Genomic DNA, 20,414 nt, shown 5'->3' with positions numbered 1-20,414 from the left:
CTTCACCGCATGAACCCCAGCCAGGACAGCACCACCCAGGGCCTCGCCCCGGCCTCCCCTCTGGACGGGGCCGTGCATGCCGCCCTCGCCACCGTGATCGATCCAGAGCTCCGCCGTCCCATCACCGAGCTCGGCATGGTGGACGCCGTGGCGGTTTCCGACGGCGGCCGGGTGCGGGTCTCGGTGCTCCTGACGATTGCTGGCTGCCCGCTGCGCGGAACCATCACCGCCGACTGCGAGGCGGCGCTGTCCGCCGTGCCCGGAGTCACCGGCGTCGAGGTCGAACTGAACGTCATGACGCAGGAGCAGCGCGACGCCCTCAAGGAGCAGCTGCGCGGCCCCGGCGGGCAGCGTGGGATCCCCTTCAACGACCCCGGTTCGCTGACCAAGGTCTACGCCGTCGCGAGCGGCAAGGGCGGAGTGGGCAAGTCCTCCGTGACAGTGAACCTCGCCTGCGCGCTGGCCGCCCAGGGGTTGCGCGTGGGGATCGTGGACGCGGACGTTTACGGTTTCTCCGTCCCGGCGCTGATGGGCATCACCCAGGCCCCCACCCGGGTGGATGACATGATCCTGCCGCCAGTGGCGTACGGGGTCAAAGTCATCTCGATCGGCATGTTCGTCACCGGCAACCAGCCGGTCGCGTGGCGCGGGCCCATGCTGCACCGTGCCCTGGAGCAGTTCCTCACCGACGTCTACTTCGGCGATCTCGACGCCCTGTTCCTGGACCTTCCGCCCGGTACCGGCGACATCGCCATCTCCGTGGCCCAGCTGCTGCCCAAGGCCCAGATCCTCGTCGTGACCACCCCCCAGGCTGCTGCCGCGGATGTGGCCGAGCGGGCGGGTGCCATCGCGACCCAGACCGGCCAGAGCGTCGCCGGCGTCGTGGAAAATATGTCGTACCTGGAAATGCCCGACGGCGGACGCATGGAACTGTTCGGAAGTGGCGGCGGCGCTGTGCTCGCCGAGCGGCTATCCGCCACGGTGGGCACCGACGTTCCGCTGCTGGGTCAGATCCCGCTGGATATTTTGCTGCGGGAGGGCGGCGACTCCGGGGTTCCCCTGGTGCTGGGCCGTCCCGAAACCCCGGCAGCTGTAGCATTGCTGGACATTGCCGGGAGGCTCACCTCGGTCCCGCGCGGGCTAAGCGGAAAGCCGCTGGGCCTGCAGCCCCGTTAGGTCGCTTCGGAGTCGAAGGGCGCCGGCTCGCCGTCCGGCAGCCGTTCGACCGTGCGGGCCGGCGCGCGTCCCGCGGCGGCCGCGGAGGCCGCCGCCACGGTGGCTACCGCCGGAGCACCGGCGCTGACCGGCTTGGTGTCATCGTCCAGGAGTGCTTCCTTGATGATCCGGCGCGGATCGTACTGCCGTGGGTCGTACTTCTTCCAGTCGACGTCATCGATGTCGATGCCGACTTCTTCCTTGATCTGTTCCCGCGCACCCGACGCCATCCGGCGGACTTCCTTGACGATGTTGGCAAGTTTCTGGGTGTATTCAGGCAGCCTACTGGGACCAATCACCAGAAGGCCGATGATCAGCAGAAGTAAGAACTCCGGTCCATTGATTCCAAGCACTGTAGGAAGATTACCCTCTCAATCGGAGCTGGGACGATTCGGCCGTGACATACGGCCCCGCCCCCCCCGGCTGATCCGTCCGTCACGGGGCCAGCAGCTCCAGAATCCTGCCCAGGCCGCGTTCCAGCCGCGCGGTGACATTGTCCCCGACGCCGGCCCCTGCCCCTGCCCCTGCCCCGGAGGCTGCCGCGGTGCGGGCACGCACCAGGGCGGCCACGCCGTCGTCGTCCTGCTCCGCCGGCTGGTCCGAAACGTACGTGAAAGTGACATCGCCTGCCTGGTAGATGGCGGCGAAGGGTGCAGCATTTTTGACCCACAGGGTCCCGCGGCCCGGGCCGTCGCCCGTCGCAGCGCTCCCCGCCGGCAGCGGTGCGGAGGTGAAGCCGTCCGACGTTGCCGGGCGGCCGGTGAGCACGTTGACCGGGACGGGCGGGGCGGTGTGCGGCCCGCCGCCCGGGTTGCCGGTCTGCACGGGTTCACCCCCGTGCTGTGCGCCACGATCCTGTGCGCCGTTGCGCTGTTCGAAGACGGTGGCGAAATGCCGGCCGTCGGTGAGCCGCAGTTCCAGGACGTCGCCGGCGGCCAGGACCCCGGCCCTGGCCCAGACGAGGTGGTAGCCGAGTTCGCGGAGCTCGGGGCAGGTCCAGCCTTCGGAGCGCAGGGAGGCGAGCTGCGCTGCCGTGAGGGCTCCGTCCGGGGTGAAATCGGGTTCGCCGGTGAGGCTCCAGCCGGTGGGCGTGCCGGCTCCCGCCTCGACGGCGGCAGCAGCCCCAGAGGCAGCGAGGTCCCGCTGCAGGAAAACGGAGGCCGGCGCCCCGCCGGCCGTGGGGGCGGGGTCTGCTCCCATCAGGTAGGCCGATCCGCCGAGCAGCGCGGTGGCGGCGGCTGCCGTACCTGCCACGAGCACGGCTGCCCGGAAGGCCGGACGGACTCCGCGGGCCGTGGGCGGGCGGGGTGCCGGCTGTTCAGTGCGGGCCAGTTCCGCGGTGCGGGCCAGCAGCCGGGCGGTCAGGTCAGTGCTGGCCACGGGCACCTCAGCACCGCGGAGCCGCTCCAGGTACCGGCGTTCCCGGCGCTGCTGCAGCCGGCATTCCGCACACGATTCCAGGTGCCGGCGCCGCCGTTCGTGGCGGCCGCCGAGCAGTCGTTTCAGCAGACGCATCGCCTGGTTCAGAGGAGACCGGCGATGCGCGGCATCGTCAACCGCGGTTTCAGTGAGGCCTTGGCGGGTTGCTGCGGCCGCGGGTCGCGGTGTGCAAGCTTCTCCCGCAGCATGGTGCGGCCGCGGTGGATCCTCGAGCGGACGGTGCCGAGCTTGATGCCCAGTGCGACGGCGACCTCGTCGTACGAGAGCCCTTCGAGGTCGCAGAGGACGACGGCGGCGCGGAAGTCCGGGGGAAGTTCCTCCAGGGCGGCCTGCACGTCGATGTCAAGGTTGTTGAATTCGAAACTCTGTTCCGGGCCAGGTTCGCGTCCGGGCAGACGGGATTCGGCGTCATCGGCCAGTGCGTCGAAGCGGATCCGGCTCTTGCGCCGCGCCTGGTCCAAAAAAAGATTGGTGGTGATCCGGTGCAGCCACCCGTCGAGCGTTCCCGGCTTGAAGTTCTCGAGCGAACGGAAGACACGGACGAACACTTCCTGGGTGAGGTCCTCGGCGTCGTACTTGTTGCCGGTAAGCCGGTACGCGAGGCGGTACACCTTCGCGGAGTGGTTGGTCACCACGTCCTCCCAGGTGGGCCGGACCCACTCGGCCTCCGCCGCGGGCTGGGACTCTTCAGTTGCAGGGACAGCTGCCACTACCGACATTGTCCGCTCCCCTCGTGGATGGTGCTTACGCCGTGGACGGTGCTTGCGGCTGCAAGCTCCTGCATCCTTGATTCGGCGCCGATCACCTCGCGGATGAGCGGATATCCATCATTTCAAAACAAGCTGGGAATTTCCTGACGCCGGGGGGCCTTCCGCCCAAGGCAGAACCGGCCGCCGATGCCGTGGCATCACGCCGCGGGCGAGGCCCGGCGCGGGCCGCACTGTGACCGCCGCAGCAGGGGCGCCTCCCGGCGGGTCACCGCCTGACACAGTACGCTGGAGGGAACAATCCCCCTGCCGCCCAGAAAGCGAAATCCATGAGCGCCGATAAGTCCACGAGCTGGTCCTACGCAGAAGATCTGCCTGCCGAGGATGAGGTCCTGTTGCACGCGCGCGAACGGTCCTTCGAGCTGGGCGTCACCCCGGTCGGCCCGGGTGTCGGAGCGGTGCTGACCGTGCTGGCCGCCGCTTCAAAGGCCCAAACCGCCGTCGAAATCGGCACCGGCGCGGGCGTCTCCGGTGTCTGCATCCTGCGCGGCCTGGGTCCGCACGCCGTACTGACCACCATCGACGTCGACGTCGAACACCTCAAAGCCGCACGGGAAGCGTTCCAGGAAGCCGGCAGCCCGGCCAACCGCACACGGACCATTTCCGGCCGCGCCCGCGACGTCCTCCCCCGGCTGACGGACACCGCCTACGACCTGGTCTTCATCGACGCGGACAAGCCGAGCTACCCCGACTACGTGGAACAGGCCATCCGCCTGCTCAAGTCCGGCGGCCTGCTGGTCGTCAACGACGCGCTGGACAAGGACCGTGTCGCCAACCCGGCCGCGCGGGAGGCCACCACCGTGATCCTGCGCCAGGTGGGCAGGGCCATCCGCGACGACGACCGCCTCGCGTCGGCCATGCTGCCCACCGGCGACGGCCTGCTGGTCGCCGTCAAAAAGTAGCCCTCCAAAAGTAGCCGTCGGGAACTCCCGGTCCCGGGCAGAGCGTAACTCCCCCAACGGACAGCAAGAAGCGGGCCGGGTCCGCAGCCATTCGGCTGCGGACCCCGCCCGCTGTCTAAGAGTTCTGTGAAGCTATTCGGTAACGCCGACGAGGCATTCCTTCAGGTTGGCAGCTTCGGCGGAATTGAGTTCGACCACGAGCCGTCCGCCGCCTTCGAGCGGAACACGCATGATCAAGCTTCGTCCTTCTTTGGTAACTTCCATCGGGCCGTCGCCGGTGCGTGGTTTCATTGCCGCCATAAGGAATATCCCCTCCATTAGTCCAGTGACATACCAGCCCGGCCGGGCTGCGTCCGCTTAGTCAATCAAGCTGCCCGGAGGCCGTGATGGGTGACATCAGGGCCATATACTCAGTTTGCTTCTTGTCCTTGCTTACCAACTATTATCGCGTAACAACGCGGCTGTAGCTAATCGTTGGACTTTCCGACGCGCCGCGTCCTGCCGGGCCGGCAGCCGCCAAAGGTGCTGTGCGTCACGGCGGATAGTCCCCTCCGCCGGGCAGCGGAGCCCAGGCCCACAGCCACACGATCCAAACAATCTGCAGCAGCACGAACATAACCACCACCGTGCCGCGGTAGGCGCGGGACCGGGAGATGAGGGCCGCGCTGAGGGCCAGCGGGAACAGCGGAAGCAGCATCCGGAAAGTGCTCGTCTGAGGGTGCAGGAACAGCAGCAGATAGCCCATGTAGCAGGCGCACCACAACCGCAGTTCCGTGCCCAGCGCCCGCACCGGGCGGCTCATCATGAGCAGGGCGAACAGCGCCACGAACATGAAAGGCGCCAGCACCCCCAGCACCGGCCCGAAGAGCAGGATGCCCGTGTCGAACCAGGGTTTGAACGGCACCAGATCGTGGCCGCGCCAGACGGTTTCGGTCTTGGTGTAGGCCCGGATGTCCCCGGTGACAGCCCAGGCGATCCCCGGCCACATCAGGGCGGCCATTCCGCTTACCGCCGCCAGACCGGCGAGGGCCCAACCCTGGCTGCCGGTATGCGGCACGGCGCAGGGCTGGCCGCCGCCCTCCGCACCCGGGTCGTCCCCGCGTGCCAGGCGGCGGGACGCTGTGTAGAGCTGCCACCCCCGTTGCAGGAACAGCAGCCCCACCATCGCCGCGAACGGCACGCCGGTAGGCCGGGACAGGCACATCAGCACGACGACGGGCATGGCCCACAGGTAGCGGCGTGATACCACCAGCAGCAGCGCCGTAGCCAGCAGGAGCAGGTTCAGCGACTCCGCGTAGGGCACCTGGAGCACCGGGGATACCGGAAAGGTGGACACGAACACCGTTCCCCAGAGGGCAGTCCGGTGCGAGGCCTTGTGCCGGAACAGCCTGTAGATGACCAGTGCCGCACCCAGCCCGCACACCATGGCGATGAGCGTCAGGCTGAATGCCGGGGGCAGTCCGGTCATCCCCGCGACCACCCTGCCCAGCACGGGGAAGAGCGCATAGAATGCCCAGGCGTTCTCCTGGACGTTTCCGGCATCGTCGGTCGGGAGGACTTCCGGGTAGCCGTTCCGGAGGATTTCGCCGTACCATCGGGCATCCCAGATATTGACGAAGGACCAATAGTCCGGCTTGGCCGGAAACCAGGGGTTGACGCCCTGGTGCAGGGCGGCGGCCATGAAAATGCAGGCACTGACAAGCCGCGCCGCGACGTAAAGGCCGCCGACCTGGACCCACCAGGGCCAGCGCGCCGCCCGGGCCGCCGCTGCTACGACGCCGCTCCAGGCCGCGGCGGTCAGGTCCCGCGGCCCGCGGACCCCGGTTCCGCCCGCGGTATCCTCGCGGCTGTGCCGCTGCTCCGCCGCCGGACTCTGCGCCTGTGGGGGGTCGCTGCTCACGGGGCCCGCTCCGGTTCCTGCCGGCGGCGTCCCAGTTGGGCCCCGAGGTCCGCGATTTTCCGGTCCTTCGTGGCGAGCTGGTCCCGCAGCTCGTCCAACACCTGGTCCACCTGGTCCATCCGGTAGCCCCGCAGGCCCACGGCGAATCGGAGACGGTCGACGTCGGCCGGTTCCGCCTCGGCCGGCAGCAGCACCGGCGGGAGGTTGGCGACGGGCTGGTCGAAGCCGTCGTCGAGGGCGCGCGGTGCGCCCGCATCCTCCCCGCGGTGGCCGCGGAAGATGCTGGACGCCCGGCCGGTGCCGAGGAGAAACGCGGCGCCGACGAGCGCAATCGCAAGGAAGACCAGGAAGTAGCTCACTCCCCCATCGTGCCAGACGGTGGCGGGTCCGACGGGTGGGCCTGTCAGCCCCGCGTGCCGCCGGCGCCCCCGGTACCGGAACCGTTGCCGGTGGTGCTGCCGTTGGGGTTCCGGTGCCGGGCGGCACCTTCCACCACGAGCTCCACGGCGAGCGCCGGATCGTCCACGACCTGCAGCAGGTCCAGGTCCTCCTCGGACATCATTCCCTCGGCCACCAGCGTCGTCTGGATCCACTCCACCATGGGGCTCCAGAACGCTGTTCCGATCAGGACAATCGGGAAGGAGGTCACCTTCCGGGTCTGGACCAGGACCATCGCTTCGAAGAGTTCGTCCAGCGTGCCGAGGCCGCCCGGCAGCACGATGAACCCCTGGGCGTACTTCACGAACATGGTCTTGCGGGCGAAGAAATAGCGGAAGTTGATGCCCAGGTCCACCCACTGGTTCATCCCCTGCTCGAAGGGCAGTTCGATGCCCAGTCCCACGGACACCCCGTTGCCCTGGACGGCGCCCTTGTTGGCTGCCTCCATTGAGCCGGGACCGCCGCCGGTGATCACTGCCAGCCCGGCTTCGGCCAGTTGGCGTCCGACCTCGACGGCGAGTTCATAGTTGGGGCTGCCGGGCACTGTCCGCGCCGAGCCGAAGACGCTGACCGCCGGGCCCAGGTCGGCCAGCGCTCCGAAGCCTTCCACGAACTCGCTCTGGATCCGGAGCACGCGCCACGGGTCGGTGTGGACGAACTGGCCGGGTCCCTTCGTGTCCAGCAGGGTCCGGTCCGACATCGTGACCTTGGCGGCTTTGCGCCGCAGCTCCAGCGGACCCTTGTGCCGTATCCCGGCCGGGGCCGGAACGTCGCGGGCTTCGCCGGCGGCCTTCGCCGCGGTGTTACCGGCTGCCTTCCCGGTTGCCTTCCCGGCTGTTTTTCCGGCTGTCTTTCCGGCCACGGCCGGCTCTTCCACGTGCTGCGGATCGGTACTCATGCCCACAGGTTAGCGCGGATACCCGCCCGCGCCAGTCCGGCACGGTACGGACGCGTGGCGCCCGCGCAAAAGCCCCCGGCCGGCCCCGCAGAGTACCGGACGACGCCGCTGGCAGCCTGACCTGCAGGTATCTCTTGAATCACGATCTGTAGGAAGTCGGAGTGATTGCAGTCATAATCCGCCGATGTTCGCTAGATTCTTCTTATGACTACTCAAGTGCCCGGCGATGCCCTCGTCTCCCTGAATGCCGTCAATAAGCACTACGGCCAGTTGCACGTCCTGAAGGACATCAACCTGAATGTCCACAAGGGCGAGGTTGTTGTCGTCATCGGACCGTCGGGTTCCGGCAAGTCAACGCTTTGCCGTGCCATCAACCGCCTCGAGACGATCGACGACGGCGTCATCAAGATCGATGGCAAGGTGCTGCCCGAAGAGGGCAAGGAACTCGCCAAGCTGCGCGCCGACGTCGGCATGGTCTTCCAGTCGTTCAACCTCTTCGCCCACAAGACGATTCTTGAGAACGTCACCCTCGGCCCGATCAAGGTCAAGGGCCTCTCGAAGGCCGAAGCCGACAAGGAGGCCATGGCCCTGCTGGAGCGCGTCGGCGTCGGGCACCAGGCGCCCAAGCTTCCGGCCCAGCTCTCCGGTGGCCAGCAGCAGCGCGTCGCGATCGCCCGCGCCCTGGCCATGAAGCCGAAGGTCATGCTCTTTGACGAGCCCACCTCCGCGCTGGACCCGGAAATGATCAATGAAGTCCTCGATGTCATGATCCAGCTGGCCAAGGAGGGCATGACCATGATCGTGGTCACTCACGAGATGGGCTTTGCCCGCAAGGCCGCGGACCGTGTGGTCTTCATGGACGGCGGCCAGATCGTCGAGGACGCCACCCCCGAAGAGTTCTTCACCAACCCCAAGAGCAGCCGCGCCAAGGACTTCCTCTCCAAGCTGCTCACCCACTGATCCCTGACGAGTTCTCACCCTGGCCGCCGCGAGGCGGCCGTCCAATGAAAGGAATGTCATGATGGCATTTTTGACCCGAAGGAAATCCCTTCTGGTTGCCGCATCAGCAGCTCTGGCCCTCAGCCTGAGCGCCTGCGGTGGCAGCACCTCCACTTCCAACCCGCCTGTTGCCGAGAAGCCGAGCTTCGCTGCCGATACCACCATGGCCAAGCTTTCATCCGCCGGCAAGATCGTCATCGGCACCAAGTTCGACCAGCCGCTGTTCGGCCAGAAGGGCCTCGACGGCAAGCCGGTCGGGTTCGACGTCGAAATGGGCAAGCTGATCGCCGGCAAGCTCGGCATCCCTGCCGACAAGATTGAGTGGAAAGAAACGGTTTCCGCCAACCGCGAGCAATTCATCAAGAACGGCGACGTCGACATCATCGTCGCCACCTACACGATCAACGACAAGCGCAAGGCCGAAGTCGACTTCGCCGGACCGTACTACGAAGCCGGCCAGGCACTGATGGTGAACAAGGACAACACGTCCATCACCAAACCCGAAGACGTCAAGGGCAAGAACGTCTGCTCGGTCACCGGTTCAACGCCGGCCGGCACGATCGTCGAAAAGTACGGAGCAGTCCTCGTCCCGGCTGCCACCTACTCCGCCTGCCTTGAACCGCTGCGCAACAAGCAGGTTGAAGCGATCACCACCGACAACGTCATCCTGGCCGGTTTCGTGGCCAAGGAGCCGGAAGTCTTCAAGCTGGCCTCGGATGAGACCTTCACCAAGGAGCCCTACGGCATCGGCCTGAAGAAGGACGACGCCGCCTTCCGCACGTGGATCAACGACCAGCTGGAAGCCTTCGACAAGGACGGTTCCTACAAGAAGGCCTGGGAAGACACCGCCGGAACGGTCATCAAGACCGCTCCTGCACTCCCCACGATCGACCGTTACTAGTCCGGTGTGGCGGTTGCCGGGGCGCGCGCCCGTCGCGGCTCCGGTAACCGCCATTCCTGTCTCCCGCCCCACTTCCCTCAAGGCAGCCTAAGGAACCTATGGACGTCATCATTGAAAACCTTCCAGCATATGTGGACGGTTTTCTCAGAACCCTCTTCCTGTCCGTGGTCTCGGGGATCTTTGCACTGATTTTCGGCACCCTGCTCGCAGCGGCCCGCGTCTCGCCCATCGCCGCCCTGCGCGGCTTCAGCATGACGTACGTGGAGATCGTCCGGAACACCCCGCTGACCATCGCGTTCTTCTTCGCCGCCGTGGTCCTGCCCCGGCTAGGCGTGACGTTCCAGCAGTTCGAGGTCGCCGCCATCATCGCCCTGAGCGCCTACACCTCGGCCTTCATCGCCGAAGCGGTGCGCTCCGGCGTCAACAGCGTCCCGGTCGGCCAGGCCGAGGCCGCCCGCAGCATCGGCATGAAATTCAGCCAGGTCCTCACCCTGATCATCCTGCCGCAGGCCCTGCGCACGGTGATCCCGCCCATGATCAACATCCTCATCGCCCTGGTGAAGAACTCCTCCGTGGCCGGCGCGTTCTACGTCCTGGAGCTCTTCGGCTACGGCCGTCAGCTCGCCAACGCCAACGGCGACGCCGTGCTGTGGGTCCTCATCGGCGTCGCCTTCTTCTACCTGCTGATAACCGTCCCGCTTGGCTACCTCGCCAACCTGGTTGAACGAAAGGTGGCGATCGCCCGATGAGCTCGGTCCTTTACGACGTCCCCGGCCCCAAGGCCCGCCGCGTCTCCCTGATCGGTTCCGTCATCGGCGCCGTGGCGATTGCCGGGCTGCTTTGGTGGGCCATCTCCATCCTCGCGCAGCAGGGCATTTTCGAAGCCGAACGCTGGGCCGTTTTCCAGATACCCGATGTCTGGGCGCTGATCGGCAACGGTATCGTGGCCACCCTCACCGCCGCGGCGGTCGCTGCGGTCATCGCGTTCCCGCTGGGGCTCGTGCTGTGCCTCATGCGAATCTCCGATGTCGCCTGGATCCGCATCCCCACCCGGATCGTGCTGGAATTCCTGCGCGGCATGCCCGTGGTCCTGATGATGTTCTTCGTGCTACTGGTGTTCGCGACCGGTTCCTTCGTCGCCGTCGTCGCCGGCCTGGTGCTCTACAACGCGGCCATTTTCGCCGAGATCATCCGCGCCGGCATCCAGTCCCTGCCGAAGGGCCAGCGTGAAGCCGGTCTGGCGATCGGTCTCACCAGCTTCGCCTCCCGGCGCAGCATCGAACTGCCCCAGGCGATCCGGCGCATGCTGCCGTCCCTCGTGGCGCAGCTCGTGGTGCTGCTGAAGGACACCTCGCTGGGCTACATCGTGTCCTACGAGGAACTGCTGCGCAAAGTGCAGATCATGGCCGACTTCCTCGGCCCGGACTACCTGTTCCCGGTGTTCTTCGTGGCGGCAGCCATCTACATCGCCATCAACTTCTCCGTTTCCCGGCTCGCGATCTGGATCGAGAAGCGCGGTTCCAAGAAGGCCGCCGGCGGCGTCGTGCACGTGCCGGTCGCAGGCATCCCGGCCAAGTAGCTCCCCCGGCCCGCGGCCTGCTCCTGGCCGCCCCGCACGAAGAAAGGTCCGGAACCCCGCGAGGGGTTCCGGACCTTTTGTGTTGCCTGTCTTTTGCCTGCGGCACCGCCTGCCGCGTTAGTCCGTGAGCCAGCTCCGCAGTGCCCGCAGGCATTCGCGGATCGCGTCGGCCTCGACATGTTCGTTGTCCTTGTGCGCCAGCAGCGGGTCGCCAGGCCCGAAGTTGACCGCCGGGATGCCCAGTTCGCTGAAGCGCGCGACGTCGGTCCAGCCGTACTTGGGCTTCGGCGCGGCACCGACAGCGGCAACAAAGGACGCGGCGGCGGGGTGGTTGAGGCCCGGCCGGGCGCCGGCAGCGCTGTCCGTACGGACGACGTCGAATCCCTCCAGCAGGTCCCGCACATGCTGCTCCGCCGCGTCCGGAGTCTTGTCCGGGGCGAAGCGGTAGTTGATCTCCACGACGCACCGGTCCGGAATGACGTTGCCGGCAGTCCCGCCCTTGACCTTTACGGCGTTGAGGCTTTCCCGGTAGGCCAGTCCGTCCACGGTGATGGTCCGGGGCTCGTAGGCCGCGAGCCGGGCCAGGATCGGCGCGGCGGCGTGGATCGCGTTGCTCCCCATCCAGGCCCGGGCGGAATGCGCGGCCTCGCCGACCGTAGTCGCCTCGAAGCGGATGGTGCCGTTGCACCCGCCCTCCACGGTCCCGTCCGTGGGCTCAAGCAAGATCGCGAAGTCCCCGCCCAGCAGGTGGCCGTGGTTCCGCACCAGCCGGCCGAGCCCGCTCTTGACGGCCTCGACTTCCTCGTGGTCGTAGAAGACAAAGGTGACGTCCTTCTCCGGCTCCGCGCCGCCGTCGAACAGCCCTGCTGCCAGCGCCAGCTGGACCGCGACGCCGCCCTTCATGTCGGTGGCACCTCGGCCGTACAGGATGCCCTCACCGGGCGACCCGGAGGGCCAGTAGGACGGGACGGTCCCGAGGGAGCCCTCCGTGGTCGGCAGGGGCACCGTGTCCAGGTGCCCGGCCAGGATGACCCGTTCGGTGCGGCCGAGGTTGGTGCGGGCAATGATCGAGTCGCCGTCGCGGACCAGCTCCAGCTGCGGGATGGAGCGGAGGGCATGCTCCACGGCGTCGGCCAGTTCCTTCTCCTCACCGGAGACGGAGTAGATGTCGATGAGCCTGGCGGTCAACAGCGCCACGTCCTGGCGCAGGTCCAGGCGGGCAGCGGCGTGGGGGCGGGCGTTCGGGCGTGAGTTCAGGTCCGGGGCAGTCACCGTCCCACTTTATCTGCTGTGCGCGTCAGCTGGACTGTCACGGGTTTCGGGGAGGGCGGGCGCCGTCTATAGACTTGGGGGCATGACTGAAACCGCTTCTTCCGCTGTGCCCGCAGACGCCCGCTCCGCCTATGGTTACGGCGTCGCCACGATCGCCACCGGCAACGGTGCCGCCACCGTGCTGGACGTCTGGTTCCCGGCACCGGCCCTTGGCACCGCGACGGAGAGCCTCCGCGACGTGGCCAACGCGGACCAGTCGCTGCTGGACATCGCCGCGACCGGGTCCGACGCTGACCGCGGTACCGAGCAGAAGGTCGTCTTCGCCCAGATCCACCTCGACGAGGCCCCGGCCGACACCGCCGACGCCTACCTGCGCCTGCACCTGCTCTCGCACCGCCTGGTCCAGCCGAACAGCATCAACCTCGACGGCATCTTCGGCAAACTCCCCAACGTGGTGTGGACCAACTTCGGGCCCGCCGCCGTCGAGGGCTTCGAACTCACCCGTGCCCGGCTGCGCAAACGCGGCGCCGTCACCGTCTACGGCGTGGACAAGTTCCCCCGCATGGTCGACTACGTCATCCCCTCCGGCGTGCGCATCGCCGACGCCGACCGGGTCCGCCTCGGCGCGCACCTGGCCGAGGGCACCACAGTCATGCACGAGGGCTTCGTCAACTTCAACGCCGGCACCCTGGGCACGTCCATGGTGGAAGGCCGCATCTCCGCCGGTGTCGTTGCCGGTGACGGGTCCGACGTCGGCGGTGGCGCCTCAATCATGGGGACCCTGTCCGGGGGCGGCAAGGAAAAGATCTCCCTGGGCGAGCGTGTGCTGCTGGGTGCCAACTCCGGAGTGGGCATCAGCATCGGCGACGACTCCGTCGTCGAGGCCGGCCTCTACGTCACGGCCGGAACCCGCGTCCGCGTGGTCGGGGCCAAAGACGCAGACGGCGAGGACACGAGCCGGATCGTCAAGGCCGTGGAGCTCTCCGGCGTCCCCAACCTGCTCTTCCGCCGCAACTCCTCCACCGGCGAGGTTGAGGTCCTGCCGCGCAAGGGCCAGACCGTCGAACTCAACGAGGCCCTGCACGCCAACTAAGGTTGGGTGCGGACAGCCAACCTTTAGTCGCATGTACCGGCCCCGAACGGGCCTGAGGGAGTAGTTTCGTGGCACGCAGAGGCAGCTTACGCCGTTGGATTGTGCTGCTGCTGACCCTGGTCATGGTGGCGGGCGGTATTTACACGGCCGTGGCGTTCGTACAGCGCTCGGAAGTCCTCATCACCGAACGCTGCACGGCGGCGGGCGGCGGCAGCGCCCAGCTTGCCACGGACCAGGCGGCAAATGCCGGCCTCATTACGGCCGTCGCGGTCCGCCGCGGACTCCCGGCCCGAGCCGCCAGCATCGCGCTGGCCACGGCCATGCAGGAGTCCAAGATCCGGAACATCGGCCACGGGGACAAGGCCGGCCCGGACTCGCGCGGGCTCTTCCAGCAGCGCCCCTCGCAGGGCTGGGGCACCACGGAGCAGGTGATGGACCCGTACCACGCGAGCAACGCCTTCTACGATGCCCTCGTGAAAATCCCGGGCTACCAGACCCTGGAAATCACAGACGCCGCGCAGCGGGTCCAGCGTTCCGCTTACCCGGATGCCTACGCACAGCACGAGGTGATGGGGCGCGCCTTCGCCTCATCGCTGACCGGCCAGACGGCCGCGGGACTCGATTGCACGCTGCGCGACCCTGACGCAGCCGGCGACCCGGCGGCCGTGCAGGAGCGCCTCACCCTGGACTTCGGCGCCGTAACGGCGTCCACGGAGGGCGGCACCCTCGTGCTGGAAGCCGAGGGCGACCGGGCGTGGGCCGTGGCGCAATGGGCGGTTGCCAATGCCAAGGCCCTCTCCATCACGGAGGTCCAGGCGGAGGGTCGCAGCTGGACCCGGCAGGACCGCAATGGCTGGCAACCCTCCGAGGTGCCGGCGGGACAGGTCAGGGTCACCGTCGCCGAGGCCCCGGCGCAGTAGACGGTCCCCGGACGTTTCCCGGCTGGTTTCCGGACGGACTCAGACCAGCAGGTCCACCACCGGCTGCACATAGCTGCGGAACAATTCCGGCTGGGACAGCAAATCGGAGCTCATGATGATCTTGTCCGGCTCCAGGTACCAGGCCCGCGGCTCAGCCAACGGCAGTTCGATGATGGTCAAGCTGAAATCATTGGCGGCTCGGCCCACCTCCAGCAGCCGGTCGTCCACCATGTCCTGCAGCAGTTGCACGCCGCCGGCAGCTTCGCGCTCCGCCTCCAGGGCCAGGTACTCGCCCCGGCGTTCCCGGGCCCAGGACAGCGCCGCACCGAAATGGGCCTGCAGCACGCGCCGCAGGGCCGGCGAGTTACTGAAGGCGCGGAAGCCGGGCGGACCCAGTTCCGGCGACATCTCGGGATGCGCCTTGAGGAGCTGCTCCCACCAGGCTTCCCATTCGGTCTTCAGCGCGCTGAGTCCGCCCACTTCCGCAATGAGGTGGGTGTGCTCCGCGGGCCGGATCTTGGGTGCGGCGTGGCATAGGGCAGGGTGTCCCGCGCTGTCCAGGCCGGCGGCGTCGCGAACGTACAGTGCAATGAGCATGGGACCCGAAGTGTCCATGGTGATCCGCCAGCCCGGCCCGCCTGTGTGGTGCATCCAATTGCCTCCTTGGCAAGACGTACGTTTCCAGTGTATTCCTCAAGTTAACGCACGTTAATGTCTGCCAGCGTAGCTGCCCAGTCCGTTGAGGTGGGACTCCAACACGTCGCTGCACATCTCCGCGGTCATCCATTCGGGCTGCAGCAGGGCGTGCAGGGTGAGCCCGTCCAGGGTGGCCAGCAGCCGTTCCGCCTCGGTGACCAGGCGCTGCTGATCCAGGGCCGCGTCGGCGGCTGCGTTGGCGGCGTCGGTGCCGGCCCCGGAGGACAGTTCCATCACTAGCCGCCCGACGATCGCGGCCACGGCGCGGTGGCTCCGGTCCGCTTCCGGGGCGAGGAACGGCTTGGTCCTGGCCGCGCTCTTGAAGGCCATCCAGACGCAGGCGTCGACGGCGCGCTCCTCATCCAGAGGGAGAAACTCACCCAGCAGGGTTAACACGCCCTGGTGGTGTTCGGGGGTGCCCGGCTGGACCTCCGAGAGGCGCTCGTCGGCTGCCGTCAGCCGGCGGACGATCCGGTCCACGACGACCCCGAAGGAGTGGGCCAGGAGCTCGTCGCTGCTGGCGAAGTAGTGCCGGACCGATCCGACCGCCAGCTCGGCTTCGTCGGCGACCTCGCGGAGCGAGGCCCTTTCGAGGCCGTCTGCTGCGACGATCCGGAAGACCGCTTCGACCACTTCCTGGCGCCGCAAAGTGGCGTCGACAAATTTGGGCATTCGTCTTTTTTAGCACAGATGTGCCCGAACGGCGGCGGGCCACACCGGCGGCCATCTCCCCCGCCACGGCGACCGACCGGCTGCCCGGCCATCCGTCCGTCCGGGCACGCCCCGGAAAGCAAACGACGCCGGCCGCGCACCCCGTGAGGTGAGCGGCCGGCGTCGTACGGCTGTGGTCCTGGTGAACTACACCGAAGGGTAGTTGCGCTCCGGCTCGCCGATGTAGAGCTGCCGCGGGCGGCCGATCTTGGTGTTCGGGTCGCTGATCATCTCGCGCCACTGCGCGATCCAGCCCGGAAGGCGGCCGATCGCGAAGAGCACGGTGAACATCTTCTCCGGGAAGCCCATCGCCTTGTAGATCAGGCCGGTGTAGAAGTCCACGTTCGGGTAGAGCTTGCGCTGGATGAAGTAGTCATCATTCAGGGCCTTCTCCTCGAGGCGCAGGGCGATCTCCAGGAGTTCGTCGTTGCCGCCGAGCTTCGTGAGGATCTCGTGGGCCGTTGCCTTGACGATCTTGGCGCGCGGATCGTAATTCTTGTAGACGCGGTGTCCGAAGCCCATGAGCCGGACGCCGTCCTCCTTGTTCTTGACCTTCTCCATGTAGTCCTCGGGCTTGGTGCCGTCGGCCTGGATCTGGCGCAGCATCTTCAGCACGGCCTCGTTGGCGCCGCCGTGGGCGGGGCCGAACAGGGCATTGATGCCGGCGGACACGGAGGCGAAGAGGTTCGCGTTGGAGGAACCAACCAGCCGGACCGTGGAGGTCGAGCAGTTCTGCTCGTGGTCGGCGTGCAGGATGAGGAGCAGGTCCAGCGCCTTGGCGACGACCGGGTCCACCTCGTACTGCTCGGCCGGGAGGCCGAAGCTCAGGCGCAGGAAGTTCTCCACGAGGTTGTGGGAGTTGTCCGGGTAGAGCATGGGCTGGCCGATGCTCTTCTTCAGGGCGTACGCCGCGATGACCGGCATCTTGGCCAGCAGCCGGTAGGTGGAGACCTCCACCTGGTCGGCGTTGAACGGATCCAGCGAGTCCTGGTAGAACGTGGACAGCGCGGACACGGCCGAGGACAGCACCGGCATCGGGTGGGCGTCGCGCGGGAAGCCGCTGAAGAAGCCCTTGAGCTCCTCGTGCAGCAGGGTGTGGTGGCGGATCCGCTGGTCGAAAGCTTCCAGCTCAGTAGCGGTCGGCAGGTTGCCGTAGATCAGCAGGTAGGAAACTTCCAGGAAGCTTGAGTGCTGGGCGAGCTGCTCGATCGGGTAGCCGCGGTACCGCAGGACACCGGCGTCGCCGTCGATGTAGGTGATGGCGGAGGTGGTTGCTGCGGTGTTCATAAAGCCGGGGTCGAAGGCAACGGCACCGGTCTGCTTGAGCAGCTTGGAAACGTCGTAGCCTTCGTTTCCTTCTACAACCTGGATGCGCGGGAGTTCGAGTTCGCCGCCGGCATGGCGCAGGGTTGCGCTGGTGGTCTCAGTCATGGAGTCTCCTCTGAGGCGTAAGGGCCTCTGTAGAAAGCTGGTCCAACTTTTGGTGAAGCCGCCCACGGAACCTGTTTTAGCCACGGATTCCAACGGCTGCGCTGCCTTCTTGTGGAAAGCCACCATTGATAGTCAGTTAAAAACTACCGCCAGTTTCCGGGTGGCACTAATCCGCGGCCATCCGGAACCACCCAAAACGCGCCAGTTGTGGCACGTGTCACAGCATTGTTACGCCTCTGAGGCCAGGCGGGAGGCTGCGGCGTCGATCCGCTCATCGCTGGCGGTGAGCGCGACGCGGATAAATCCGTTGCCGGCGTCGCCGTAGAACACGCCCGGGCCAACGACGATTCCGCGGTCCGCGAGCCGGCCGACTGTGTCCCAGGTGGCTTCGCCGGCGGTGGCCCAGAGGTAGAGCCCGGCCCGGGATTCGTGGATGGTCAGACCGAAGCGCTCCAGCGCCGGCACGATCCGTTCCCGGCGACCGCGGTACAGGTCCTTCTGCGCCTGGACGTGGGCGTCGTCGCCGAGGGCAACCCGCATGGCTTCCTGGACCGGGTACGGAACGATCATGCCCGCGTGTTTGCGGCTGTTGACCAGGTTCGCCATGATGGCGGGGTCACCAGCGACGAAGGCGGCGCGGTAGCCGGCCAGGTTGGACTGCTTGCTCAGCGAGTACACAGCCAGAAGGCCCTCATGTGAGCCCTCCGCGACCTGCGGGTCCAGGATGCTGGGCACCGGGGAGCCGCCGCGCTGGAGGTCCCATTCGCCCCAGCCAAGTTCGGCGTAGCACTCGTCGGAGGCCACGACGGCGCCGAGCTCACGGGCCTGCCGGACGATCCGGCGCAGTGATTCGGCGTCGCGCACACTGCCGGTGGGGTTGGCCGGGGAGTTGATCCAGACCAAGCGCACCCGGGCGCGGGTGGCGGCGTCGAGCTCGTCCAGGTCATCCGCGGCGATGTGCTCGGCACCGGCGAACGTGGCGCCGATGTCGTAGGTGGGGTAGGCGACCGTGGGCCGGACGACGACGTCGCCCGGTTTGAGGCCGAGCAGGAACGGGAGCCAGGCCACGAGCTCCTTGGAACCCACGGTGGGCATAATGTCCTGCGGGTCCAGCCCGGGCACGCCACGGCGGCGCTCAAACCAGGCCGCGATGGCTTCCCGGAGCCCGGCCGTACCGTGGACCGTAGGGTAGCCAGGGGCGTTCGCCGCTGCGCGCAGGGCATCCTGCACCACTGCGGGGGTGGCGTCCACCGGGGTGCCGATGGACAGGTTCGCGACTCCCCCGGGGTGTTGGGCAGCCCGGGCGATATACGGCGCCAGGGCTTCCCACGGGTAGTCGGGCAGGCTGAGGCCGAAGCTGCGCAGCGCGGAAGTCACCGGCGCCCGCCTCAGTTCTCTTGGTTCTGCGGCGGCAGGGCGGCGATCATCGGGTGGTCGGTGTGGGTGTTGCCGACCTTCGCGGCCCCGCCCGGGGACCCCAGGTCATCGAAGAATTCAACATTGGCCTTGTAGTAGTCGGCCCATTCCTCGGGGGTGTCATCTTCGTAGTAGATGGCTTCGACGGGGCAGACCGGCTCGCAGGCCCCGCAGTCCACACACTCGTCGGGGTGGATGTACAGGGAACGCTCACCCTCGTAGATGCAATCGACGGGGCACTCTTCAATACATGCCTTGTCCTTGACATCTACACACGGCTGCGCGATTACGTACGTCACGTCCCTGGCCTCTCCACGTTGGTTCCGGCGGGTGCCGGATCACTGCTCCCGGCCTGAGCGCCGGGCTGCTGACTTCTGAGCCTATTATCTCCCAGCCGGTTCCCGCGAACCTAGCCGGGCGTCACACGGGTCCGCACTCTGGAATCCAAGGGACCTAGTATGAACGGGTGAGTTCCCCGAAACCTTCGCCCCAAGAGTTCCTGGCTGCCGCCGAGCCCGGCACCCGTGTGGTGGTCAGGTACCGGATTGCGGGCGGGCTGACGGACGCCCTGGGCGAACTGGTGGCGCGTACCGAGGACGGCTGCACCATCCGCACCCGGCGCTCCGACGTCGTGATCCCGCTGCCGCTGGTGGTGGCCGCCAAGCAGGTCCCGCCCCCACCGCCACGCCGCGCCCCGCGCCAGCAGCACTAGGCACCCCGCCCCGCCCCGGGTGGACATGCCCTCCCCCGGCCTCAGCCCGCCTCGCCCGCCTCGCACGCACGAGCCCGGTGGACATGCCCTCCCTGGCCTCTGCCACTGGACATATGGCCACTATGTTCATTCGCGGCCGCACACGTTGGGCATGTCCACGGGGTTTGCTCGGCCGACGCTGGACCTGTCCAGTCGCAACTGTGAACGGTGGGCTGGGGCAACGTGTGAACCGCAATCCGGGAGGACATGTCCAGGGTTAGGCGGCAGCGGAGATCGTGTTGAGCGCGTCGCGGACCATGGCGATGAACTCGTGGGGCCGGTTCAGCAGGAGCGGGTAGCTGACCACAAGCGTCGGGATGCCAAGCCGGGTCGTGACGTTCCACCGCCGCCGGTCCTCCTCGAAGCTTGGCCGGTCCATGTGGAAGCCTGCTCCGTCGGTCTCAATGCCGAGCCTGCCGTCGACCATGAGATCGATGTGGCCCATGCCGGGGATGTTGACCTGGGACTCCACATGGAACCCGGCCCTCCGCAGCCAGTACCGGGCCATGCACACAATGATGGACTGGGACTGCGGGACGATCCTGTCCACCAGCCGGCGCTCCCTCGCGTCGTTGCGGCCGGAAAGCCGCTGCCGCAGCCCCGAGAGACTTAGGCCTTTGACGACGACGGCGGATTCGGCAATGACGAGGCCGTCGAGTTCGGGCAGGCATCGCAGGCTTTGAACGACAGTGTCCAGCAGGGTGGGCGGCGCGGCGGATCGGTGGCAAATAAAGCCGGGATAGCTGCGGCTGTGGGTGATCGCAATATGGGGTTGCACGGGCGCTTCGAGCACCCAGAGGCCCTGGAATTGCGCCGCGGTGGCGCATGCGGGCTCGGCCGGAAGTGAGCGGATGGCGATGAGCTGGGCATCGGCGCCGGGGACGGCGTACACGCCGCGGGCCACCCGGGACACCGCGCCTCGGGCCAGGGCGGACTTGAGCTGGAAGTCCGAGACGCCCGCGGCAGCGAGGTGTTTGGCGCGGGCGACGCCGTCATAGTTTGAAAGTACTTCAGTGAAATTGACCATGCGGACAGCGTGGCGCCGAGGCCCCACGCTGGAACAGTGCCTCGCCCGGCTATGTGGA

General features: G+C 67.4%; 23 protein-coding genes. 9 read left to right on the top strand and 14 right to left on the bottom strand.

From position 1 onward, the window contains the following. Window positions 1-9 precede the first annotated feature (9 nt). Window positions 10-1,176, top strand: a complete 1,167-nt coding sequence (locus AC50YC_RS03190; RefSeq protein WP_494952150.1) for an Mrp/NBP35 family ATP-binding protein — start codon at window positions 10-12, stop codon at window positions 1,174-1,176. Here the strand turns inward: AC50YC_RS03190 and AC50YC_RS03185 are convergent. The 3 genes from AC50YC_RS03185 to sigE all read right to left on the bottom strand — a co-directional run bounded on the left by AC50YC_RS03185 (window position 1,173) and on the right by sigE (window position 3,374). Next, window positions 1,173-1,568, bottom strand: a complete 396-nt coding sequence (locus AC50YC_RS03185) for a twin-arginine translocase TatA/TatE family subunit (RefSeq protein ID WP_494952149.1) — start codon at window positions 1,566-1,568, stop codon at window positions 1,173-1,175. The genes AC50YC_RS03190 and AC50YC_RS03185 overlap by 4 nt on opposite strands. An 82-nt stretch (window positions 1,569-1,650) precedes the next feature. Further along, window positions 1,651-2,730, bottom strand: coding sequence for a hypothetical protein (locus AC50YC_RS03180; protein WP_494952148.1), 1,080 nt, complete (start codon window positions 2,728-2,730; stop codon window positions 1,651-1,653). An 8-nt stretch (window positions 2,731-2,738) separates the two neighbouring features. Next, window positions 2,739-3,374 carry an RNA polymerase sigma factor SigE gene (gene sigE, locus AC50YC_RS03175; RefSeq protein ID WP_494952147.1) on the bottom strand — a complete coding sequence of 212 codons (636 nt, stop codon included), beginning with the start codon at window positions 3,372-3,374 and terminating at the stop codon, window positions 2,739-2,741. 317 nt (window positions 3,375-3,691) lie between these two features. Between sigE and AC50YC_RS03170 the strand changes: the two genes are divergently transcribed. Further along, entirely contained in the window at window positions 3,692-4,324 is a 633-nt protein-coding gene (locus AC50YC_RS03170; protein ID WP_494952146.1) for an O-methyltransferase, read from the top strand. Window positions 4,325-4,456: 132 nt separating this feature from the next. Here the strand turns inward: AC50YC_RS03170 and AC50YC_RS03165 are convergent, their stop codons facing one another. The 4 genes from AC50YC_RS03165 to AC50YC_RS03150 form a co-directional block, all read right to left on the bottom strand. Next, complete coding sequence (locus tag AC50YC_RS03165) at window positions 4,457-4,624, bottom strand: DUF3117 domain-containing protein (RefSeq protein WP_160664543.1); 168 nt, start codon at window positions 4,622-4,624, stop codon at window positions 4,457-4,459. Window positions 4,625-4,856: 232 nt separating this feature from the next. Continuing rightward, window positions 4,857-6,125: a putative hexosyltransferase gene (locus tag AC50YC_RS03160; protein ID WP_494952176.1), complete on the bottom strand. Its 1,269-nt coding sequence runs from the start codon at window positions 6,123-6,125 to the stop codon at window positions 4,857-4,859. Between the two features lie 95 nt (window positions 6,126-6,220). After that, the gene (locus AC50YC_RS03155) at window positions 6,221-6,583 is read right to left on the bottom strand and encodes a DivIVA domain-containing protein (protein WP_494952145.1); all 363 of its coding nucleotides are present in this window, start codon (window positions 6,581-6,583) and stop codon (window positions 6,221-6,223) included. A 44-nt stretch (window positions 6,584-6,627) separates the two neighbouring features. After that, window positions 6,628-7,560 carry an LOG family protein gene (locus AC50YC_RS03150; protein ID WP_494952144.1) on the bottom strand — a complete coding sequence of 311 codons (933 nt, stop codon included), beginning with the start codon at window positions 7,558-7,560 and terminating at the stop codon, window positions 6,628-6,630. 204 nt (window positions 7,561-7,764) lie between these two features. On the opposite strand from AC50YC_RS03150, the gene AC50YC_RS03145 reads away from it, so the two are divergent. From AC50YC_RS03145 to AC50YC_RS03130, 4 genes are all read left to right on the top strand, one after another. Further along, complete coding sequence (locus AC50YC_RS03145) at window positions 7,765-8,520, top strand: amino acid ABC transporter ATP-binding protein (protein ID WP_494952143.1); 756 nt, start codon at window positions 7,765-7,767, stop codon at window positions 8,518-8,520. 58 nt (window positions 8,521-8,578) lie between these two features. Then, complete coding sequence (locus tag AC50YC_RS03140) at window positions 8,579-9,460, top strand: glutamate ABC transporter substrate-binding protein (RefSeq protein ID WP_494952142.1); 882 nt, start codon at window positions 8,579-8,581, stop codon at window positions 9,458-9,460. Between the two features lie 98 nt (window positions 9,461-9,558). Next, window positions 9,559-10,209 (top strand): amino acid ABC transporter permease, encoded by a 651-nt coding sequence (locus AC50YC_RS03135; protein WP_494952141.1) that lies wholly within the window; start codon window positions 9,559-9,561, stop codon window positions 10,207-10,209. After that, window positions 10,206-11,039, top strand: coding sequence for an amino acid ABC transporter permease (locus tag AC50YC_RS03130; protein ID WP_494952140.1), 834 nt, complete (start codon window positions 10,206-10,208; stop codon window positions 11,037-11,039). The genes AC50YC_RS03135 and AC50YC_RS03130 overlap by 4 nt, the downstream gene beginning before the upstream one ends. A 117-nt stretch (window positions 11,040-11,156) precedes the next feature. Here AC50YC_RS03130 and dapE read toward each other — a convergent pair whose 3' ends face one another. Then, on the bottom strand, window positions 11,157-12,311 hold the full coding sequence (gene dapE / locus AC50YC_RS03125) for a succinyl-diaminopimelate desuccinylase (protein WP_494952139.1): 1,155 nt from the start codon (window positions 12,309-12,311) through the stop codon (window positions 11,157-11,159). 82 nt (window positions 12,312-12,393) lie between these two features. Between dapE and dapD the strand changes: the two genes are divergently transcribed. Both dapD and AC50YC_RS03115 read left to right on the top strand, forming a co-directional pair. Continuing rightward, the gene (gene dapD, locus AC50YC_RS03120; protein WP_494952138.1) at window positions 12,394-13,404 is read left to right on the top strand and encodes a 2,3,4,5-tetrahydropyridine-2,6-dicarboxylate N-succinyltransferase; all 1,011 of its coding nucleotides are present in this window, start codon (window positions 12,394-12,396) and stop codon (window positions 13,402-13,404) included. A 68-nt stretch (window positions 13,405-13,472) separates the two neighbouring features. After that, window positions 13,473-14,324, top strand: coding sequence for a hypothetical protein (locus AC50YC_RS03115; RefSeq protein ID WP_494952137.1), 852 nt, complete (start codon window positions 13,473-13,475; stop codon window positions 14,322-14,324). 39 nt (window positions 14,325-14,363) lie between these two features. Here the strand turns inward: AC50YC_RS03115 and AC50YC_RS03110 are convergent, their stop codons facing one another. The 5 genes from AC50YC_RS03110 to fdxA form a co-directional block, all read right to left on the bottom strand. Beyond that, window positions 14,364-14,975, bottom strand: a complete 612-nt coding sequence (locus AC50YC_RS03110) for a hypothetical protein (RefSeq protein WP_494952136.1) — start codon at window positions 14,973-14,975, stop codon at window positions 14,364-14,366. 57 nt (window positions 14,976-15,032) lie between these two features. Further along, window positions 15,033-15,692, bottom strand: a complete 660-nt coding sequence (locus tag AC50YC_RS03105) for a TetR/AcrR family transcriptional regulator (protein ID WP_494952135.1) — start codon at window positions 15,690-15,692, stop codon at window positions 15,033-15,035. A gap of 186 nt (window positions 15,693-15,878) precedes the next feature. Then, entirely contained in the window at window positions 15,879-17,162 is a 1,284-nt protein-coding gene (locus AC50YC_RS03100) for a citrate synthase (protein WP_494952134.1), read from the bottom strand. Between the two features lie 228 nt (window positions 17,163-17,390). Then, window positions 17,391-18,539 carry a succinyldiaminopimelate transaminase gene (gene dapC, locus AC50YC_RS03095; RefSeq protein WP_494952133.1) on the bottom strand — a complete coding sequence of 383 codons (1,149 nt, stop codon included), beginning with the start codon at window positions 18,537-18,539 and terminating at the stop codon, window positions 17,391-17,393. 11 nt (window positions 18,540-18,550) lie between these two features. Continuing rightward, on the bottom strand, window positions 18,551-18,877 hold the full coding sequence (gene fdxA, locus AC50YC_RS03090) for a ferredoxin (RefSeq protein ID WP_282384023.1): 327 nt from the start codon (window positions 18,875-18,877) through the stop codon (window positions 18,551-18,553). Between the two features lie 167 nt (window positions 18,878-19,044). Here fdxA and AC50YC_RS03085 point away from each other — a divergent pair, with 167 nt between their 5' ends. After that, a complete protein-coding gene (locus AC50YC_RS03085) occupies window positions 19,045-19,290 on the top strand; it encodes a putative acetyltransferase (protein WP_494952132.1) in 246 nt (81 codons plus the stop codon). A gap of 256 nt (window positions 19,291-19,546) precedes the next feature. Here AC50YC_RS03085 and AC50YC_RS03080 read toward each other — a convergent pair whose 3' ends face one another. After that, window positions 19,547-20,356 carry a type IV toxin-antitoxin system AbiEi family antitoxin domain-containing protein gene (locus tag AC50YC_RS03080; RefSeq protein ID WP_494952131.1) on the bottom strand — a complete coding sequence of 270 codons (810 nt, stop codon included), beginning with the start codon at window positions 20,354-20,356 and terminating at the stop codon, window positions 19,547-19,549. Between the last annotated feature and the right edge of the window lie 58 nt (window positions 20,357-20,414).

Source organism: Pseudarthrobacter sp. MDT1-56 (assembly GCF_059383555.1).
The sequence above is the reverse complement of the archived record's forward strand: the minus strand, read 5'-3'. Positions and strand labels throughout refer to the sequence as shown.

Excerpts from the sequence above, each read along its gene's own strand:
- AC50YC_RS03190 (WP_494952150.1), top strand. The coding sequence starts at position 10 with ATGAACCCCAGCCAGGACAGCACCACCCAGGGCCTCGCCCCGGCCTCC.
- AC50YC_RS03180 (WP_494952148.1), bottom strand. The coding sequence starts at position 2,730 with ATGCGTCTGCTGAAACGACTGCTCGGCGGCCGCCACGAACGGCGGCGC.
- sigE (WP_494952147.1), bottom strand. The coding sequence starts at position 3,374 with ATGTCGGTAGTGGCAGCTGTCCCTGCAACTGAAGAGTCCCAGCCCGCG.
- AC50YC_RS03170 (WP_494952146.1), top strand. The coding sequence starts at position 3,692 with ATGAGCGCCGATAAGTCCACGAGCTGGTCCTACGCAGAAGATCTGCCT.
- AC50YC_RS03165 (WP_160664543.1), bottom strand. The coding sequence starts at position 4,624 with ATGGCGGCAATGAAACCACGCACCGGCGACGGCCCGATGGAAGTTACC.
- AC50YC_RS03150 (WP_494952144.1), bottom strand. The coding sequence starts at position 7,560 with ATGAGTACCGATCCGCAGCACGTGGAAGAGCCGGCCGTGGCCGGAAAG.
- AC50YC_RS03145 (WP_494952143.1), top strand. The coding sequence starts at position 7,765 with ATGACTACTCAAGTGCCCGGCGATGCCCTCGTCTCCCTGAATGCCGTC.
- AC50YC_RS03140 (WP_494952142.1), top strand. The coding sequence starts at position 8,579 with ATGATGGCATTTTTGACCCGAAGGAAATCCCTTCTGGTTGCCGCATCA.
- AC50YC_RS03135 (WP_494952141.1), top strand. The coding sequence starts at position 9,559 with ATGGACGTCATCATTGAAAACCTTCCAGCATATGTGGACGGTTTTCTC.
- AC50YC_RS03130 (WP_494952140.1), top strand. The coding sequence starts at position 10,206 with ATGAGCTCGGTCCTTTACGACGTCCCCGGCCCCAAGGCCCGCCGCGTC.
- dapD (WP_494952138.1), top strand. The coding sequence starts at position 12,394 with ATGACTGAAACCGCTTCTTCCGCTGTGCCCGCAGACGCCCGCTCCGCC.
- AC50YC_RS03110 (WP_494952136.1), bottom strand. The coding sequence starts at position 14,975 with ATGCACCACACAGGCGGGCCGGGCTGGCGGATCACCATGGACACTTCG.
- AC50YC_RS03105 (WP_494952135.1), bottom strand. The coding sequence starts at position 15,692 with ATGCCCAAATTTGTCGACGCCACTTTGCGGCGCCAGGAAGTGGTCGAA.
- AC50YC_RS03100 (WP_494952134.1), bottom strand. The coding sequence starts at position 17,162 with ATGACTGAGACCACCAGCGCAACCCTGCGCCATGCCGGCGGCGAACTC.
- AC50YC_RS03080 (WP_494952131.1), bottom strand. The coding sequence starts at position 20,356 with ATGGTCAATTTCACTGAAGTACTTTCAAACTATGACGGCGTCGCCCGC.